This is a genomic window from Treponema rectale (genome assembly GCF_014202035.1).
Lineage (GTDB): Bacteria > Spirochaetota > Spirochaetia > Treponematales > Treponemataceae > Treponema_D > Treponema_D rectale.
Genome location: NZ_JACHFR010000002.1, coordinates 373,452 through 389,890 on the forward strand (window position 1 = coordinate 373,452; position 16,439 = coordinate 389,890).

13 protein-coding genes are annotated in these 16,439 nt (G+C 38.5%); 6 read left to right on the plus strand and 7 right to left on the minus strand.

Annotation, left to right across the window (positions count from 1 at the left end; genetic code table 11):
• Window positions 1-8: 8 nt before the first annotated feature.
• A complete protein-coding gene (locus tag HNP77_RS06255; RefSeq protein WP_184652320.1) occupies window positions 9-1,688 on the minus strand; it encodes a bifunctional metallophosphatase/5'-nucleotidase in 1,680 nt (559 codons plus the stop codon).
• Between the two features lie 75 nt (window positions 1,689-1,763).
• Complete coding sequence (locus HNP77_RS06260) at window positions 1,764-3,506, minus strand: AMP-dependent synthetase/ligase (RefSeq protein ID WP_184652321.1); 1,743 nt, start codon at window positions 3,504-3,506, stop codon at window positions 1,764-1,766.
• A 126-nt stretch (window positions 3,507-3,632) separates the two neighbouring features.
• Here HNP77_RS06260 and yfcE point away from each other — a divergent pair, with 126 nt between their 5' ends.
• Entirely contained in the window at window positions 3,633-4,199 is a 567-nt protein-coding gene (gene yfcE / locus HNP77_RS06265) for a phosphodiesterase (RefSeq protein ID WP_184652322.1), read from the plus strand.
• Window positions 4,200-4,388: 189 nt separating this feature from the next.
• On the opposite strand, the gene carB is transcribed toward yfcE, so the two are convergent.
• Window positions 4,389-7,637 (minus strand): carbamoyl-phosphate synthase large subunit, encoded by a 3,249-nt coding sequence (gene carB, locus HNP77_RS06270; protein WP_184652323.1) that lies wholly within the window; start codon window positions 7,635-7,637, stop codon window positions 4,389-4,391.
• A gap of 444 nt (window positions 7,638-8,081) precedes the next feature.
• On the opposite strand from carB, the gene HNP77_RS06275 reads away from it, so the two are divergent.
• Together HNP77_RS06275 and mazG are read left to right on the plus strand one after the other, a co-directional pair.
• Window positions 8,082-9,578, plus strand: coding sequence for a CapA family protein (locus tag HNP77_RS06275; protein WP_184652324.1), 1,497 nt, complete (start codon window positions 8,082-8,084; stop codon window positions 9,576-9,578).
• An 11-nt stretch (window positions 9,579-9,589) separates the two neighbouring features.
• Window positions 9,590-10,477, plus strand: a complete 888-nt coding sequence (mazG, locus tag HNP77_RS06280; protein ID WP_184652325.1) for a nucleoside triphosphate pyrophosphohydrolase — start codon at window positions 9,590-9,592, stop codon at window positions 10,475-10,477.
• Here mazG and HNP77_RS06285 read toward each other — a convergent pair.
• Both HNP77_RS06285 and HNP77_RS06290 read right to left on the minus strand, forming a co-directional pair.
• On the minus strand, window positions 10,461-11,027 hold the full coding sequence (locus HNP77_RS06285; RefSeq protein WP_184652326.1) for a thymidine kinase: 567 nt from the start codon (window positions 11,025-11,027) through the stop codon (window positions 10,461-10,463). The two genes, mazG and HNP77_RS06285, sit on opposite strands and share 17 nt — an antisense overlap.
• Complete coding sequence (locus HNP77_RS06290) at window positions 11,024-11,200, minus strand: hypothetical protein (protein WP_184652327.1); 177 nt, start codon at window positions 11,198-11,200, stop codon at window positions 11,024-11,026. The genes HNP77_RS06285 and HNP77_RS06290 overlap by 4 nt, the downstream gene beginning before the upstream one ends.
• A gap of 123 nt (window positions 11,201-11,323) precedes the next feature.
• On the opposite strand from HNP77_RS06290, the gene HNP77_RS06295 reads away from it, so the two are divergent.
• The 3 genes from HNP77_RS06295 to HNP77_RS06305 all read left to right on the plus strand — a co-directional run bounded on the left by HNP77_RS06295 (window position 11,324) and on the right by HNP77_RS06305 (window position 14,362).
• Window positions 11,324-11,956: a histidine phosphatase family protein gene (locus HNP77_RS06295; RefSeq protein ID WP_184652328.1), complete on the plus strand. Its 633-nt coding sequence runs from the start codon at window positions 11,324-11,326 to the stop codon at window positions 11,954-11,956.
• A gap of 76 nt (window positions 11,957-12,032) precedes the next feature.
• Window positions 12,033-12,800 (plus strand): Nif3-like dinuclear metal center hexameric protein, encoded by a 768-nt coding sequence (locus HNP77_RS06300; protein ID WP_184652329.1) that lies wholly within the window; start codon window positions 12,033-12,035, stop codon window positions 12,798-12,800.
• Window positions 12,801-12,877: 77 nt separating this feature from the next.
• On the plus strand, window positions 12,878-14,362 hold the full coding sequence (locus HNP77_RS06305) for an HDOD domain-containing protein (protein ID WP_184652330.1): 1,485 nt from the start codon (window positions 12,878-12,880) through the stop codon (window positions 14,360-14,362).
• On the opposite strand, the gene HNP77_RS06310 is transcribed toward HNP77_RS06305, so the two are convergent.
• Together HNP77_RS06310 and HNP77_RS06315 are read right to left on the minus strand one after the other, a co-directional pair.
• Complete coding sequence (locus HNP77_RS06310) at window positions 14,359-15,168, minus strand: TrmH family RNA methyltransferase (protein WP_184652331.1); 810 nt, start codon at window positions 15,166-15,168, stop codon at window positions 14,359-14,361. The genes HNP77_RS06305 and HNP77_RS06310 overlap by 4 nt on opposite strands.
• Complete coding sequence (locus HNP77_RS06315) at window positions 15,169-16,317, minus strand: iron-containing alcohol dehydrogenase (protein WP_184652332.1); 1,149 nt, start codon at window positions 16,315-16,317, stop codon at window positions 15,169-15,171.
• Between the last annotated feature and the right edge of the window lie 122 nt (window positions 16,318-16,439).

Consider the following 16,439-nt stretch of genomic DNA (forward strand, 5'->3'; position numbering starts at 1 on the left):
TTTAGATTTTATTTAATTGTAATGCGGTTCTGTGATTCAGAATACATAAGACCTGGTTTTCCTTCAAGAATATCAACAAGATATGTCATGAGAACCTGGTAGTCTGACATACTGCTGTCGATGAGAATTTTATCATTCTTGAACATTGTGTATCCGTCTCCGCAGTTAAGAAGCATATAGTTGTGGCTTGCAACTGTATAGGTTTTCTTTGCGTTTATAGGAACCCATTTGTCTCCCTGAAGAATATATACGTCCTTTACACGGCGATCGCCGGCAACTTTAACGAACATATTTTTGTCATCTGTAACAACAGAAGTTGGAACAGAAAGGTCAACTGTGAATTTTACACCAGAAACCTGAAGGAATCCTCCGAATTCTCCAACAGCTTTTCCGTTAGAAGAAGTTTCTGCTTCCATGCTGTGTACTGAAAATTCCAGTGCATCAAGAATCTGCTGTCCGTTAGCTTCAACCATAGTAAGCATGTTTCCGAAAGGATGAACTTTAAGAATGTTTTCAAAAGTAATGTCTCCTTTTGGAAGAAGAGTACGAATTCCACCGCCATTAACGAAAGCTACGTCTGACTGAGCAATGTTACGGTATGCATCTGCACAAAGATCACCGATAGGAAGTTCTCGTGTACGTACAAGACGTACGCCGTTTTCATCAGTGATGGAAAGTTCAACGTCACTTTTTGCTACAACTTTCTGGAGATCATCTTTATAAGAAGCCTGGATTGAATCAATGAAAGCCTGAATCTTTGCATCTTTCTGTGTAAAGTCGTTTACAAGTTCTGAAGAAACATTTCCGTCTTTTGAAATTGTAAGTTTTCCGAGGTTTTCAAATTTTGTTCCTGTAGAAGTAAGGATTACATTCTGTCCCTTTTTATTTTTAAGGATTTCAGAAGGAATTACATTATGAGCATGTCCGTCAAGAACTGCAGTGATACCGTAAGTATTTGCAATTAAATCTCTTGATGAAACACCTTCAGGAACACCTTCATCTCCGAGATGAGAAAGTACGATAACGTAATCAGCACCTTCTTTGTAACATTTATCTATGTATTTTTGGGTAAGAGAGTAAAGTTTTTTTCCTTTTGAACCGTCACTGAAATCATAGACGATTTTATTTTTTTCCATAAAGTAAGTTGGAGTAGAAGTTGTAATACTCGTTGGTGTGCAGAGTCCAAGGAAACCGATTTTTACTGAACCGAATTCTTTTATTACATACGGAGTTGTGTTGTCTACAAAAGAAGTCTTGTTTTTTCCTTTGTAAGTGATATTTGTATTAACATAAGTAAACTTTGCTTTTTTTGTAAGCTGTTCCAGCTGTGGCATTGTATAATCGAATTCATGATTTCCTAAAATAGCGAGATCATAAGAAGCTTCATTCATGATGTCGATTATGTAACTTCCTTTGGAAATAGAACCGATTGCTTCACCCTGAATTGCATCTCCGTTATCTATTGTAAGAACATATGGAGTCTGGGTAAGAGTCTGGTTTTTGTAGGCAACAAGACCTGCGTAACCGATCTTTCCGTTGATTCCGCAATGAACATCATTTGTGTAAAGAATGACTATATCATTGTCGTTTGTCTTTGGCTGAGTTTCTACACCTTTTGCAAAGACTGGAAGAGCTGCTGCAACCATCATGGCTGCAGTGAACCGTTTTACAATTTGTGCGATTTTCATGTTTTCCTCCGTTCGCATTTTTCTATATATTAACATTCTGCAAACTGAATGTTTAGTCTATTTTAAGGTTTGAAATTATTTTTTGTAGTTTCTTTTTACCTTCATGGTTGTGGTCATTTCCAGCGGGGTATCAAGAATTGTTATTCTTGTGATGCGCTGATATGGCTGAAGGTTTTTATTTATTTTGCTTACGATGGCAGAAATCTTTTCGTATACTGAATCTCTGGCCTCCTGTGAAACATCTGCTCTTTTGAGATTAAGCTTTTCAAAAAGACTGTCTGCAGGGTAAATCAAAGCTTCCAGTTCCTCAGATTTTTTCTGTTCATCTGCAATGTATCCCTGAACTGTAATCTGCTGAATATCTGTTTCCAGCTGGAAAGAATCTTCTATTTCTTCCGGATAAACATTTTTTCCGCCTTCAGTGACAATCATGTTTTTGCATCTTCCGCTGAGCATAAGATAGTTTTCTTTATCCAGCCATCCAAGGTCTCCGGTTTTAAACCAGCCGTCTTCAGTAAACATTTTTGCTGTTTCTTCCGGCATGTTGTAGTATCCCTGCATGACCATCGGACCTTTTACACAGATTTCTCCTATTCCTTCTTCATTAGGATTAAGGATTTTCATCTGCATATGTCCTGCAAAATACTGACCGACACTTTGGATTTTAAAGTGCTGAATCGGATTCAGTGCAATAATAGGAGAGGTTTCTGTAAGCCCGTAACCCTGAACAAAATCAATACCCATTTCATTGTAAAGTTTGAAAACGCTTTTTGCTAAAGGACCTCCGCCACAAATAGCAATGCGGATAGTGTTTATATTTGCCTGTTTAAGAACCGGTGCAAAAAGTTTATGTCCGATGTTAATGCCTGTAACTTTTTTAACGGCGTATGAAACATTCATCAGTGATTTCATTATGAAATTAATAAGCGGACCTTTTTCTTTTATACCTTTTAGAATTCCTGCAGCAAGTTTGTTGAACAGAAGAGGAACTCCCAAAAGCATTGTGATTTTTCCTTCTTTAAGTTCTTTCATCAGTTTACTTACAGCCATGCTTTTACCGAATACAATTTCTGCTCCGATACAAATTGATTCAATAAAAACGGCAAGCATAGTATAGGCATGATGAATCGGAAGAAGTGCGTAAAAAACATCCTGTTCATTGATAATCATGTTGTACTGAGCTATGAATGCATCACTTACAAGATTCTTATGACTGAGCATTACACCTTTTGGTTTTCCGGTTGTTCCGCTGGTAAAAAGAATTGCTGCTATATCATTTTCTTCCGGGAATTGTGTAAGTCTTACATCTTTTGAAGGTTTAAGTGTAAAAATGTAATTTTCGTTTTTTCTGTTTAAGGCAAAAACCTTAAAGCTGTTTTCTTTGTTGTTAAAGTAATCAAATTTTTCTGTGTCGACAAAAAGAAATTTTGGTTTTGCCGTTGCCAGCAGGTTTTCAAGTTCACTTTCATGAAGGGCATAATCCATAGGACAGATTGTTGCTCCTGCAAAAAGTGCTGCCAGATAAACCGTTGCCCATTCCGGAGAATTTTTTCCGGTTACGGCGATATGGTCTCCTTTTTTTATTCCGTTTTCTATCAGCCACTGCGCAAGAGTATTTACCTGATTGAATACGGTATTATAGGAATAAGTTCTTTTTGAACCGGCATCTGTATCCCAGTCAGTAAAAGCATTTCTTGACCCGAAGCGTTTTACAGTTATTGTAAAAATTTCAGGTAACGTTGGCCATTCTCCCGAGAAATCTTTTCCGCGGAATTTGTCTAAAAATAGAGTTGGATTATAATTTTTCAAACTTTGCATTCTTTCATTATATCATGGTCTTTAAAATGTGAAAATTTTTTTCTTTTTTAAGGTTAGTTGAAAGTTTTAAAATTTCATCTTTCTGAACGTCTTGACCTGAAAATGAATTTATATAGAATTTTTTATATGAAATTATTTATTGCTTCAGATATACATGGTTCCGCTTTATGGTGCCGAAAAATGATGGAACGCTTCAGGGAAGAGCAGGCTGATAAAATTCTTCTGCTTGGAGATATTTTATATCATGGTCCGAGAAATAATCTTCCTGACGAATATGCTCCAAAAGCTGTTATTGAGATGCTGAATCCATTAGCAGATAAAATTATAAGTGTGCGTGGAAACTGTGATGCAGAAGTGGATCAGATGGTATTAAAGTTTCCGGTACTTGCAGATTATTCGATTCTTGAACTGAATGAAGTTTTAATATTTGCAACTCACGGCCATTTATATGGAGAAAAAAATCCACCTTCTTTTGTAAAGAATGGAATTCTTCTGTGCGGACATACACATGTTCCTGCCTGCAGGGAATGTAAGACAGATACAGGAGATACGTTCCAGTATCTGAATACAGGTTCTGTTTCTATTCCTAAAGAAGCGTTCTGTCACAGTTATATGATTTTTGAAAACGGCATTTTTACCTGGAAAGACATTGAAACTTCCAAAGAATATATGACGTGGGATTGTAAGAATTAGAGTTAATTAAAAAGATTTTTATCCGTAAAAAAAAGCAGCCTGTCCACCAAAAAAGAAGGACAGGCTGTTTCCTATGATTTTAACCGCACTGAAAGTGTCGGATTAGAAATTAATTTGACACGCACAGGGACTTGAAAAGTACCTGTGTCGTGCTCATAGAGTTTTTGCCGGCACACGTCCGGCAAAAACCTATTTGATCAGCGAGTGATATTCCTGCAGTGAACGAACTCCGCCTTCACCACCATTACCGTTCTTAACCGAATCAATACCCTTAACAGCAGCCAGAGCACCGGCAAGTGTAGTGATATAAGGAACCTTGTATTTAAGACAAGCCTTACGGATAGTCTTCCTGTCCTCAGCATAATTACGCTTAGCCTTAGGAGTGTTGATTACAAGACATACATCCTTATTCATAATCAGGTCAACAACATCCGGACGTCCTGCACCAATCTTGTTTACGACATCACATTTAATTCCATTTGAATTATAGAAATCTGCCGTACCCTGAGTTCCTACAAGAGTAAATCCAAGTTCCTTCAGAGTTTTACCGATATACAGAACCTGTTCTTTCTGACCTTCCTTGTTGCTTAAAGACATAAGAACCTTTTTGTTTTCCCATGCAGCAGGAGCGTGTGGCAATTCAGAACCTGCAGCTTCCTGTGCCTTATAGAATGCAAGAGGGAAAGTTTCTGCAAGACCGAGAACTTCACCAGTAGAACGCATTTCCGGTCCAAGAATTGGATCAACACCAGGGAACCTTGCCCAAGGAAGAACTGCTTCTTTTGCTCCGTAGTAAGGAATAACTTTATCCTTAAGTCCGAGACTTTCAAGAGATTCACCAAGCATCATGCGGGTTGCAAGGCGGGCCATCTGAGTGTCACAAACCTTTGAAACAAGCGGAACTGTACGGGAAGCTCTAGGATTTGCTTCGATTACATAAACCTTTCCGTCTTCAATAGCGTACTGCATGTTCATAAGACCGCATACATGAAGATTCTCTGCGATTTTCTTCGTATATTCCTTAATAGTGTCCAGATTATTCTGTGGAATTGAAACTGGAGGAATAACACAGGCAGAGTCACCTGAGTGAATACCGGCAAGTTCAACGTGTTCCATAACAGCAGGAATATATACGTGGTTTGAATCAGCAAGGGCGTCAGCTTCACATTCAAGAGCGTTTTTCAAGAAACGGTCGATAAGAAGCGGGCGGTCAGGAGTTACGCCGACAGCTTTTTCAACATATTCTTTTAAAGTTGCTTCATCGTAGATTACTTCCATTCCGCGTCCGCCAAGAACGAATGAAGGACGAATCATAATCGGATAACCGATTCTTTCTGCACAGGCTTTAGCTTCTTCAAAGTTGATTGCCATTCCGCTCTCAGGCATAGGGATTTCAAGTTTTTCCATCATGTGACGGAAGAGGTCACGGTCTTCTGCAATATCGATACTGTCGATTGAAGTACCGAGGATGTTTACACCGTTTTCCTGAAGTTCACGGGCAATGTTAAGCGGTGTCTGACCACCGAACTGAACGATAACACCGTATGGCTTTTCTTTTTCGTAAATCTGAAGAACATCTTCTGTTGTAACCGGTTCAAAGTAAAGCTTGTCAGAAGTATCGTAGTCTGTAGAAACAGTTTCCGGATTACAGTTTACGATGATTGTTTCATAACCAAGTTCTTTAAGCTGCATAGCGGCATGACAGCAGCAGTAGTCAAATTCAATACCCTGACCGATTCTGTTTGGACCGCCGCCGAGAATCATAATTTTCTTAGGGTTTGTTGTTACAGGAGCTTTGTCTTCTGCATTGTAGGTTGAATAGTAGTAGTTAGCATTTTTTACACCGCTTACAGGAACAGCAAGCCATGCTTCTTTTATGCCAAGTTCCTTACGACGGTTGCGAATGTCTTTTTCTGCAACTTTAAGAATCTTGCTTAAATACTTATCGCTGAAACCGTCTTTTTTAGCCTGAATCAAAAGCTTATCTTCCGGAACACGACCCTGGTTTTTAAGCATTTCTTCTTCAAGGTCAACAAGTTCCTTCATCTGGTTAAGGAAGTACATGTTAACATAAGTAATTTCATGAAGTTTATCCAGAGAAACGCCCTTACGGATAGCTTCATAAAGCTGGAAGTATCTTTCGCTTGAAGCAGTTTTAAGCATTTCACAAAGTTCATCAGCAGATTTACGGTTAAAGTCTTTTGCAAATCCCAAACCGCTGCGTCCGTTTTCAAGACCACGGATTGCTTTCTGGAATGTTTCTTTGAAAGTCTTACCGATGGACATAACTTCACCGACAGCTTTCATTGAAGTTCCAAGGGAATCTTCTACGCCGCGGAATTTTTCAAATGCCCAGCGGGCAAATTTAAGAACAACATAGTCTCCATCAGGGGCTCCGCCTGGAGTATATTTTTCAAGAGTACCGTCACGCCAGTATGGAATTTCATCAAGAGTTAAACCTGCTGCAAGTTTTGCTGAAATTAAAGCAATCGGGAAACCTGTAGCTTTAGAAGCAAGAGCAGAAGAGCGGGAAGTACGAGGGTTGATTTCAATAATAACGATACGTCCTGTCTTAGGATTGTGTGCAAACTGAACGTTAGTTCCACCGATAACACCGATAGATTCAACAATCTTAAATGCCATGCTCTTGAGCTTTTCTTCAAGTTCCTTGCTGATTGTCATGAATGGTGCTGAACAGAAAGAATCACCGGTATGAACACCAACTGCATCAATGTTTTCTATAAAACAGATAGCAATCATCTGATTTTTAGAATCACGTACAACTTCTACTTCAAGTTCTTCCCATCCAAGAATACTTTCTTCTATTAAACACTGGTGTGTTATGGAAAGATCAAGACCGTTGCTAACTATCGTTCGTAATTCTTCAACGTTATAGCAGAAACCTCCTCCCTGACCGCCCATTGTATAAGCAGGACGAACTACCAGAGGGAATCCGATTTCTTCAGCAATTTTTTCTGCACCTTCTACAGTATGACAGATTCCGGAACGTGGAGTATCAATTCCCAGACTCTTCATTGTTTCCTTAAAGATTTCACGGTCTTCACCACGTTCAATTGCATCAAGGTTAACACCGATTACTTTTACACCATATTTATCAAGAACACCGGCTTTGTTTAATTCCATAGCCATGTTAAGACCAGTCTGTCCGCCAAGGTTTGGAAGAAGTGCATCAGGACGTTCTTTTTCAATAATCTGAGAAAGACGTTCAACATTCAGCGGCTCAATATAAGTAGCATCTGCCATAACAGGATCTGTCATGATTGTAGCAGGGTTTGAGTTTACAAGTACGATTTTGTACCCCTGTTCTCTCAGAGCCTTACATGCCTGTGTTCCCGAATAGTCAAATTCACATGCCTGACCAATTACAATAGGTCCCGAACCAATAATAAGAACTTTGTTAATGTCTGTTCTCTTCATATATTTTAACTCCTTACAAAAACCAGTTTTTGGGCGTTTCCCTCCAGTCTGTCATTGCCGTGCTCGACACGGCAATCCCATCCTTACGGGCCGGGCTTTCCGCACTTACGCTGCCGCTTCATTCCTGCGCTTCCGCTTCGGAACGCCTGCGGCGGTGCTCCAATCCCTAACGCGTTGTTTGTGCAATAAAAAAGGCGAACTCTAAAAAAGAATTCGCCTTAATTTATTCAAAAAAATAATAACCGTACATTCCAATGTTGAGAAACGTGATGTTTTCTATCTGCACAGTCTTCATATTGGAATAAAACTATAACAGAAAATGATTCTTTATGCTAGAAGTATGCCAATCTTTTGTTGTATTTTTCGGTGTTCCTTTTTGAAGAATATTTGTCGTGTTGCCCTAGAACGGCTTTGCAAATTATAATTGGTTCATTGGAGCAACTGATGAATCTAAAAAACATTCAATTTAAGAAACCTGTAGTTATTCTGTCTGGCGTTGCATTGTTTTTTGCAATTTGTACTATTATATTTGCACTGCATACTTTCCGGCCGGAAATGAATGTGGTTGTCGTGAGTGATGAGGTTTTTGACAGCTATATTCAGAATTCCCCGGCGGTTTCAAAAAATTCAAAGCTTGTTTATGTAAAAGCCTCTGAGCAGAATACGTTAAAGGAAAGTTTTTTCGGAAAAAAAATAAAGCTTGCTGCAGATATGCGCCTTCATTTGAAAACAGGGCTTGTTCAGCAGACTTATGATAAGGACCAGAAGTTTTATGAATTAAAAAGGGAAGTATTTTTACCCTCAGTTCCAGCTGATTTTAAAACACCACAGTCTTCATTAAATTCACTTATTGCTCCAGAGTTATCAGTTTCTATTACAACGGCAGAAAACCTTCCTCCAGACAGCAGGGCATTGCCTGTTGATAATGTATATGCAGACAGTGAAGGGTACAGACTTACAGTTATAACCGGAGTTTTGTGTTCTGTTTATGAAAAAGAATTTGAAGCAGAACTTGATGAGTTTTGCAAGAAAATGTTTGTGTCTGAAGAGGCAAAAGCAAATCCTGATATAGTAACTATTGCCAGTGTTGGTGATATTATGGTTGCCCGTGGCATTCAGGAAGTTTTAATTGATAAAGAAGACGGAATAGAAAAAGTTTTTGATGATACTCTGGAAATTTTACGGAATGCAGATTTTGCTATTGGTAATCTTGAAGGCGTTGTTACTGAATCCTGGAAGAATGCAATTAAAACATATACCTTTAAGTTTAAGAAAGCGGTCCTGCCAAAGTTAATGGAAGCCGGTTTTGATTATCTAATGCAGACAAACAATCACTGCTACGATTATGGAGAAAGCGGTTTTAAAGATACGCTGGCTGCCTTTGATGAATATAAAATTCCTTCAAGCGGAATCGGATACAATCTTGAAGAGGCACAGCAGTTTTATCATACAACAATAAAAGGTTTACCTGTATCTGTAATTTCATGCGGAGCTTTTCCTGTAGAGCAGTCTGGTTTTAACGGACAGAAAACGGCTACTGCAACAGAAACTCGGGCAGGGATTTTGTGGCAGAGTGATGAACTTTTAAAGCTTGTAAATGCAGAAAAAGAAGCCGGATATTTTGTAATTGTTAATGTTCATGGCGGTGAGGAATATAGATTTACACCGACTAAAAAGCAGCGGGAATTTTATGAATCCTTATGTGATAATGGCGCTGATGTTATTTTTGGCAGTCATCCCCATGTGCTTCAGCCGACGGAATGGTATAAAAACAGTCTGATTGTGTATTCAATGGGAAACTTTTTGTTTAACGGAATGGAAGGAATGCGTGGCGGTACAGACAGCGAAATTGTAAAGCTTGGTGTTCTTAATGGAAAGATTGTTTATGTGGAACAGTATCCGGTTGCCATAAAAAACAACGGTGTAACATTAAAAAAATAAGAAGGAAATAAATGAAACATTCATCTGAAACTACGGCATCTGCATTTAAGCGTCTGTGTGAGATTACGGAAACATTAATCTCTGACAAAGGCTGTCCCTGGGATAAAGATCAGACACCTCTTTCTTTAAGGCGGGATCTTATAGAAGAATCATTTGAAGTCAGTGATGCTGTCACACAGAAAGATGTGCCGCATGTTAAAGAAGAGCTGGGGGATGTTCTTTTTAATGTTGCATTGATGGCATCTGTTTTTGAAAAGAGAGGAGATTTTAGTTTTGCTGATGTAATTGATATGATAAGTGAAAAACTTATACGCCGGCATCCCCATGTTTTTAAAGAAAGTGAAGGGGCTTCAGAATTAAAAGAAAACGTTAAGGACTGTGCTTCAGTTTTAAATCAGTGGGATAGAATTAAAGAAAATGTTGAAGGAAGAAAAGGAAAAAGTATTCTGGATTCTGTTCCACAGGATTTTCCGCCGCTGCTTAAAGCCTATAAATATGTTTCAAAAGCAGCAAAAAAAGGTTTTACATGGAGCAATCCGGAAGAAGCATTGAAAAAAGTAATGGAAGAAATTGCGGAAGTTCAGGAAGCTGCTGCTAATGTAAAAGAAGTAAAGGTTTCTGATAAAGAAATTCCTTTTACAAAAAGTTCTTCAAATGAAAAACTGAACGAAAATCAGCTGGCTCTGGAAGAAGAAATTGGTGATACTTTTTTAGCACTTGCCAATTATTCAAGAATGCTTGGAGTTGATCCGTCAATAGCACTTGATAGAGCAAACCGTAAATTCAGTAAAAGATTCCGTTCTGTTGAAGAAGGAATTGATGTAGCACAAAAAAACGGAAATGAACTTTCACTGAATGAAATGTGTGCTTTATGGAATCAGGCTAAAGCCTGCCGTTGATTTTAAGATAGCATTCCTTGCAGACACATTTATATTTGTTGATGTCTCCAACTTCTATTGTCTGGGTTTTATTGCCGCCTTTATAAAGGGAATAGTTGCCCAGCTGGGAACCGCATTCCATACATACGCCGTTTAGTTTTACGATTTCATCACAGTATGGAAGAATTTCTATCATTTCTGAAAATACTTCATTTTCTGAAGTAGCAATGAGTCCGCCGAAATAAACGTCATTTGACGGAAGGCTTTTTTTTGCAAGAAGGGCACAGTTTTTTATCATAAAGAATTCATCAATGAAAATTGAATCAAAGAAGTTGCACAGTTCATTTACTTTTTCTTCTGTAAATTCAGAAATTTCAAGAACCGTGAGTTTTTTGTTTTCTACAAACTGACGTAATTCTTCATTGCCGAGAGAATGGGTAAAGTAACCTCTGTCATCAATTTTAGCCCTTATAAGAACAGCCTTTTTTCTGCCGTAGATTGCCCGCTGTATTTTCATTAATAAGGTTGTAGATTTTCCGGAATACATACTTCCGCAAATTAGGGTTATCATTTTTCATCCTCTTCATCTGGTGTATTTTTTTCGACAAGCATTTCTGCGTCTTCGCGGCCTTCATGAACCCGCCATTTTGAATACTCCGGTTTTTTATTTTTTTTAGGAAGCCAGCTCATATCCCGGTTAAGATTGTGGCGTCTCATTTTTTCATAGTATTCATCGTCATCCATGGAAGGTACCTCAGGGGGACTATTTTATACTTAAAACTTAAATCTGTCTAATTAACGAACGGTAGCCTGTGTAGTACTGTGTCCGGACTTTAGCAAGGCCTGTTTTTCTGCTAAAATTGCGGCATGAATGTTTATTTTATGCGTCATGGAGAAACGGACTGGAATACGATAAAAAGACTCCAGGGAAGAACGGATATTCCATTAAATCAAAATGGTATTGATCTTGCAACGAAAACTTCTAAGGCTGTTCATGAAAGTGGCATTGTCTTTAATAAGATTTATACAAGTCCCCTTATCAGGGCAAAAAAGACTGCCGAACTTATGAATGTGTATTCAAAAGCTCCTTTGGTCGAAGACAGCCGCATTATAGAGTTTTGTTTTGGTGATGGAGAAGGTCATACATTTGAAGAAATCAAGACTAACGACCGTTTTATAAGTTTAAGAAACTGGTTTTTTGCTCCGGAAAATTACAAGGCAGAGCTGGGATCTGAGTCTTATGAAGAGTTTTTTGGAAGAATAGATGATTTTTTAACGAACGTTCGTAAGTTAGAAGCAGCTCTTTCTCCGCAGGAGTCTGAAAACTATAATCTTCTGATTGTATGTCATGGGGGAGTTGTTCGCGGACTTCTTAAACAGATGCTGGGCTGGTCAGTAAATGATTTTGCAAAAACAAAGATTCCTAACTGCGGGCTTAACTTATGTAAACTAACAGAAGGAAGTTTTTCGCTGGTTTATTCAGCAAAAATATTTTCATAGGCAGCTTGGTTTTTAGATGTATGTCGGTTTATCTGATGTTATAATATGAGCATAAATTTATTTTCAGGAGATTTGTATGACGCTTAATGAACTGGATATTTATTTTAAGTCTTTTTTACATCCGGAAAACTTTGTTTCTGATCCGTCACGTAACGGAATACAAATTCAAAATGAAAAACCAGATGAAACTCAGATAACTAAAATTGCTTTTGCTGTAGATGCCTGTGAAACAACTGCCCTGAAGGCTGCAGAAGAAGGGGCACAGCTTTTGTTTGTGCATCACGGTTTGTTCTGGGGCGGCTGTGAAGTTATAAGCGGCAACTTTTATAAGCGGGTAAGTGCATTTATAAAAAATAATCTGGCTTTGTATGCCAGTCATCTTCCTCTGGATGCAAATAATCCTTATGGAAATAATTATGGTCTTGCAGCAAGAATCGGTTTAAAAAAATTAGAGTCTTTCGGTGCATGGCGCGGTATGGAAATCGGATGTAAAGGGGAACTGGAAAAGCCTCTGACTGTAGAACAGCTTGCAGAGAAAGTTCTTAATCCTGGAGAAAAACCTGTATGTGTCCTTCCTTTTGGAAAAGAGAAAATTAAGACAGTTGGAATAGTTTCGGGCGGAGCAGGTGAGGATGTGGACCAGGCAGTTGCAGAAAACCTGGATGCCTATATAACTGGTGAAGTTGGACACGAGCAGTATCATTTTGTAAAGGAAAGCGGAATAAATCTTATTGCAGGCGGTCATTACCAGACAGAAACTGTTGGAGTAAATCTGGTCCGTCAGAAGGTTATAAAGGAACTTGGAATAGATACGGTGTTTATTGATGTGCCGACAGGACTGTAATTTTTTATTGAAAACTCTGCAGGAAAAACATCCCTTCACTTTAACTTTTAAGTGTGATAAAATAGCGCTTATACGTTATGATTCAAAAAAGAATAAAGGTTGATGAAAATAAAATAAAAACTGCCATCCAGGCGGGAATTCCTCTTACTGTGACGACTTATACGTTGCCGCAGGAAATGCTTGTATATATTGAGGATGTATTAAAAATCTTTTTAAAAGAAGTGAATCAGGAGCAGATGTTTGAAGGTCTTTCCTATTGTTTGAAAGAACTTGTAAACAATGCAAAAAAAGCAAATACAAAACGCATTTATTTTTCACAGAAACATCTTGATATTACGGATAAGGCTCAGTATGACGAAGGAATGAAGAATTTTAAAACTGATACTTTGAATAATATCCGTTATTATATGGATCTTCAGAGAAAAGCTGGTCTTTACGTAAAAGTTAGTCTTCAGACTCGTAATAAAAAAATAAAAATAGAGATTCGCAATAAATCAGAACTTGCTGTTTTTGAATACAAGCGCATTCATGACAAGATTACCCGTGCCCAGCAGTATGAATCTGTTGAAGAAGGAATGACACAGCTTCTGGATGATTCGGAAGGTGCAGGTCTTGGTCTTGTAATAATGATTCTTATTCTGCGTAAAATTGGAATGACGGAAGAGAATTTTCAGGTTCTGAGTGAGAATGGAGAAACTTTAACAAGACTTATTCTTCCGTTCGGCCAGAAATTTAATCAGGATGTATCAGCACTTTCAAAAGAGTTTGTAGAAATCGTAAAGGGGCTTCCGGAATTTCCGGAGAATATTGCCAAGATTAATAAACTCATCAGTGATCCGAAGAGTAAGATGAGTGATATTGCTCTTCAGATTTCCAGTGATGTTTCTTTAACGGCAGAACTTCTAAAACTTGTAAACTCTGCTGCTTTTTCGTTGTCTTCTCCATGTCATTCAATCAGTGATGCTGTAAAGATTGTCGGTCTCAGGGGAATTCGCAATCTTCTGTTCAGTATCGGTTCCATTCAGAATCTTATGTCCAAATCTGATAATAAGCAGATGTGGGATCATTCTTATAAAGTTGCATATTACGCATATAATCTTGCGCGCAATTTTGCAGGAGGAGACCGCATTTGTATAGAAGACAGTTATGTGTGCGGTCTTCTTCACGATATGGGAAAAATTGTTTTTGAAGCAGCACATCCTGATATTCTTGAGAAAATAAAAGTAATGTGTGATCAGAGAAATGTTTCGACGTCGCTATTTGAAAGTATGGTTGCTGGTGTTAATCATGGTGATGTCGGAGCTATGATTGCAGAAAAGTGGAATTTCCCGCCGGTGATTGTAAGTGTAATCCGCTATCACCATGATCCTGATTCAGCTCCTGAGGACTATCGTAAGATTACATCGCTTATTTATCTTGCAGATATGTTTGTAAAATATGGTGATGAACTTGTTGAATATGAGCAGATAAATCCAAACGTACTTTCATTGTTTAATATTACAAAGAAAGAACAGTTTGAGGGAATTTCTGACAGATTAAAGAAGGCTTTCTATAAAGATTAATTAAGGGAATTAACCCAGGCCTGCATTAAAATTCCAAAAGCAACACCTACATTTAATGAAGCTTTGAGTCCTGTCATGGGAATTGAAACAATGCCTGCATTTGCTTTTTTTAAGGCTTCAGGACTTACTCCAAGTTCCTCGGAACCAATGATGACAATTCCTTCCTTTGGAAATTTAAATTCGTTTAAAGGTGTGCCCCCGGTTTCTAAAACAAATATAGGTTTGTCTTCTGGAAGTTCGTCTAAAGAACACCGCGTATAACCCAGAGTTTCTATACATCCCATTCCTGAACGAATAGCTTTCGGCTGTTCAGGATCCGTACAGTTTGGTGAAATGTAGACTTTTTCACAGCCCATGGCTTCTGCAGTTCTGAAAATGGAGCCAACGTTAAATGGAGAACGGATATCTTCTGCGTAAACGCACATTCCCTTGAAAAAATTCCTCTGTTCAACACTTACTTTTTCCTGAGTGTGAGGAGCAATTACAAGGTCCCATTCGGCAGGAAAAGTTCCTATTATTGACAGCAGGATGTTTCTTGCAATATTGCAGGTTCTGCGTTCATCAAAAGGAGTCTGGTTCAGAAGTTCATTCAGCTGACGGGCATTTTCCTGAGTCAGTTTCGGATCTTCAAGAACGATTCTGGTTATTGTTTTTACATATTCACTGCGCGGCATCTGTGAAAAATTATATGCCGTACCTTTTTCTGCAATTCCTGCAATGTCACGTTCAAGTTCACCAAAGGTAAGGGCAAGCTTGCGTCTTTTCTGACCTGCTTTTAACTGGTTGAGTTTTGCCGGATGAATCATTTAGTAAGCCTGCTTTATAAGTTCAAATAAGTCATCGCTGGACATGCTTCTTGGAAGTGCGTTTATGAGATCTGTTTCGCCTGCATCTTCAGCGGCCAGTGAAAGCTGTTCTATTCCCAGAGAAAGTTCCTTTAAGCGTGCCGGAATATTCATTTTTGCTATGTGGCGGCGTATGTAGTCAGCAAAAAGTGCTGCAGCCTGTGAATCTTCTGCATCTTCAGGAGCAGCCCGAAGAATTTTAGCCAGAGTAGCCAGTTTATCGCTTTTAAATTTTGCCCCGTCTTCTATCAGATAAGGGAAAAGAATTGTTGATGTTAAAGAGCGGGAAATCTTGAACCTTGAGTTAATTGTTAATGCAAGAAGTGAAGCCGGTCCCATTGAACTTGTTGCAGCTGCAAGGGCTGTCATGCATCCTCCCTGAGAAAGAAGAAGTTCCTGGGGAGTTGTTACAGTTAAAGTTTGAGCTCCATCCATTGCATAAGAAATCAGCTGTACGGATTTTTCTATAAGCATGTCACTGAAAAATGTTGCTTTAGGACTAAGGTATGCTTCTGTAGCAAGACAAAGAGTTTCCAGAGACATGGCTGCAATTTGTTTTTCAGTAAGGGATGCCGTCAGGTTTGGATCCCATACAGCAAGTTTGCAGAGGGTATTTTTATTCTTAAGAAGTTTGATTTTAGAAGAACGGGCATCGATAAGAGGTGTTTTATCCATAAAGAGAAAGTCGTCTCTTATTGTTGTCGGAACACAGATTAATGGAAGCGGTTCTGTTGTAGGAATTTCTCCGTCTGCAAATTCATAGAGGGATTTTGTTTCGTTAAAAAGTGTACAGACGGCTTTTGCTACATTAAGTGTTTTTCCTCCGCCTGCAGCAATGATTCCGTGAACATGAGCCTGACGGGCCAGAGAAAGGGCAGTTTCTATAATTTCTGTATCTGCAGTAACAGGTATCTCGTCAAATGTAAAGTAGTCTAATCCTCTGTCCTGAATTGATTTAAGGATTTTCTGGGAAGTTCCGGATTCTTTTAGAACAGGATCAAATATAACCATGAATTTTTTTCCGTATTCCTGTGCATATTGTCCTAAACGAGTAGAAGTATAGGATCCCAGTACAATATTTGGTGAAATTCTGAAGTTGAAGTCTGCCACTTTAATTCTCCTGAAACTAAAAAAAAGGGGATGACCAATAAGTTCAAAAAGTGTCATTTTCGGGCTCGACCCGAAAATCTATTTAATTACAATACGTCGAGTCAAGGCACGCTAACGCTTAA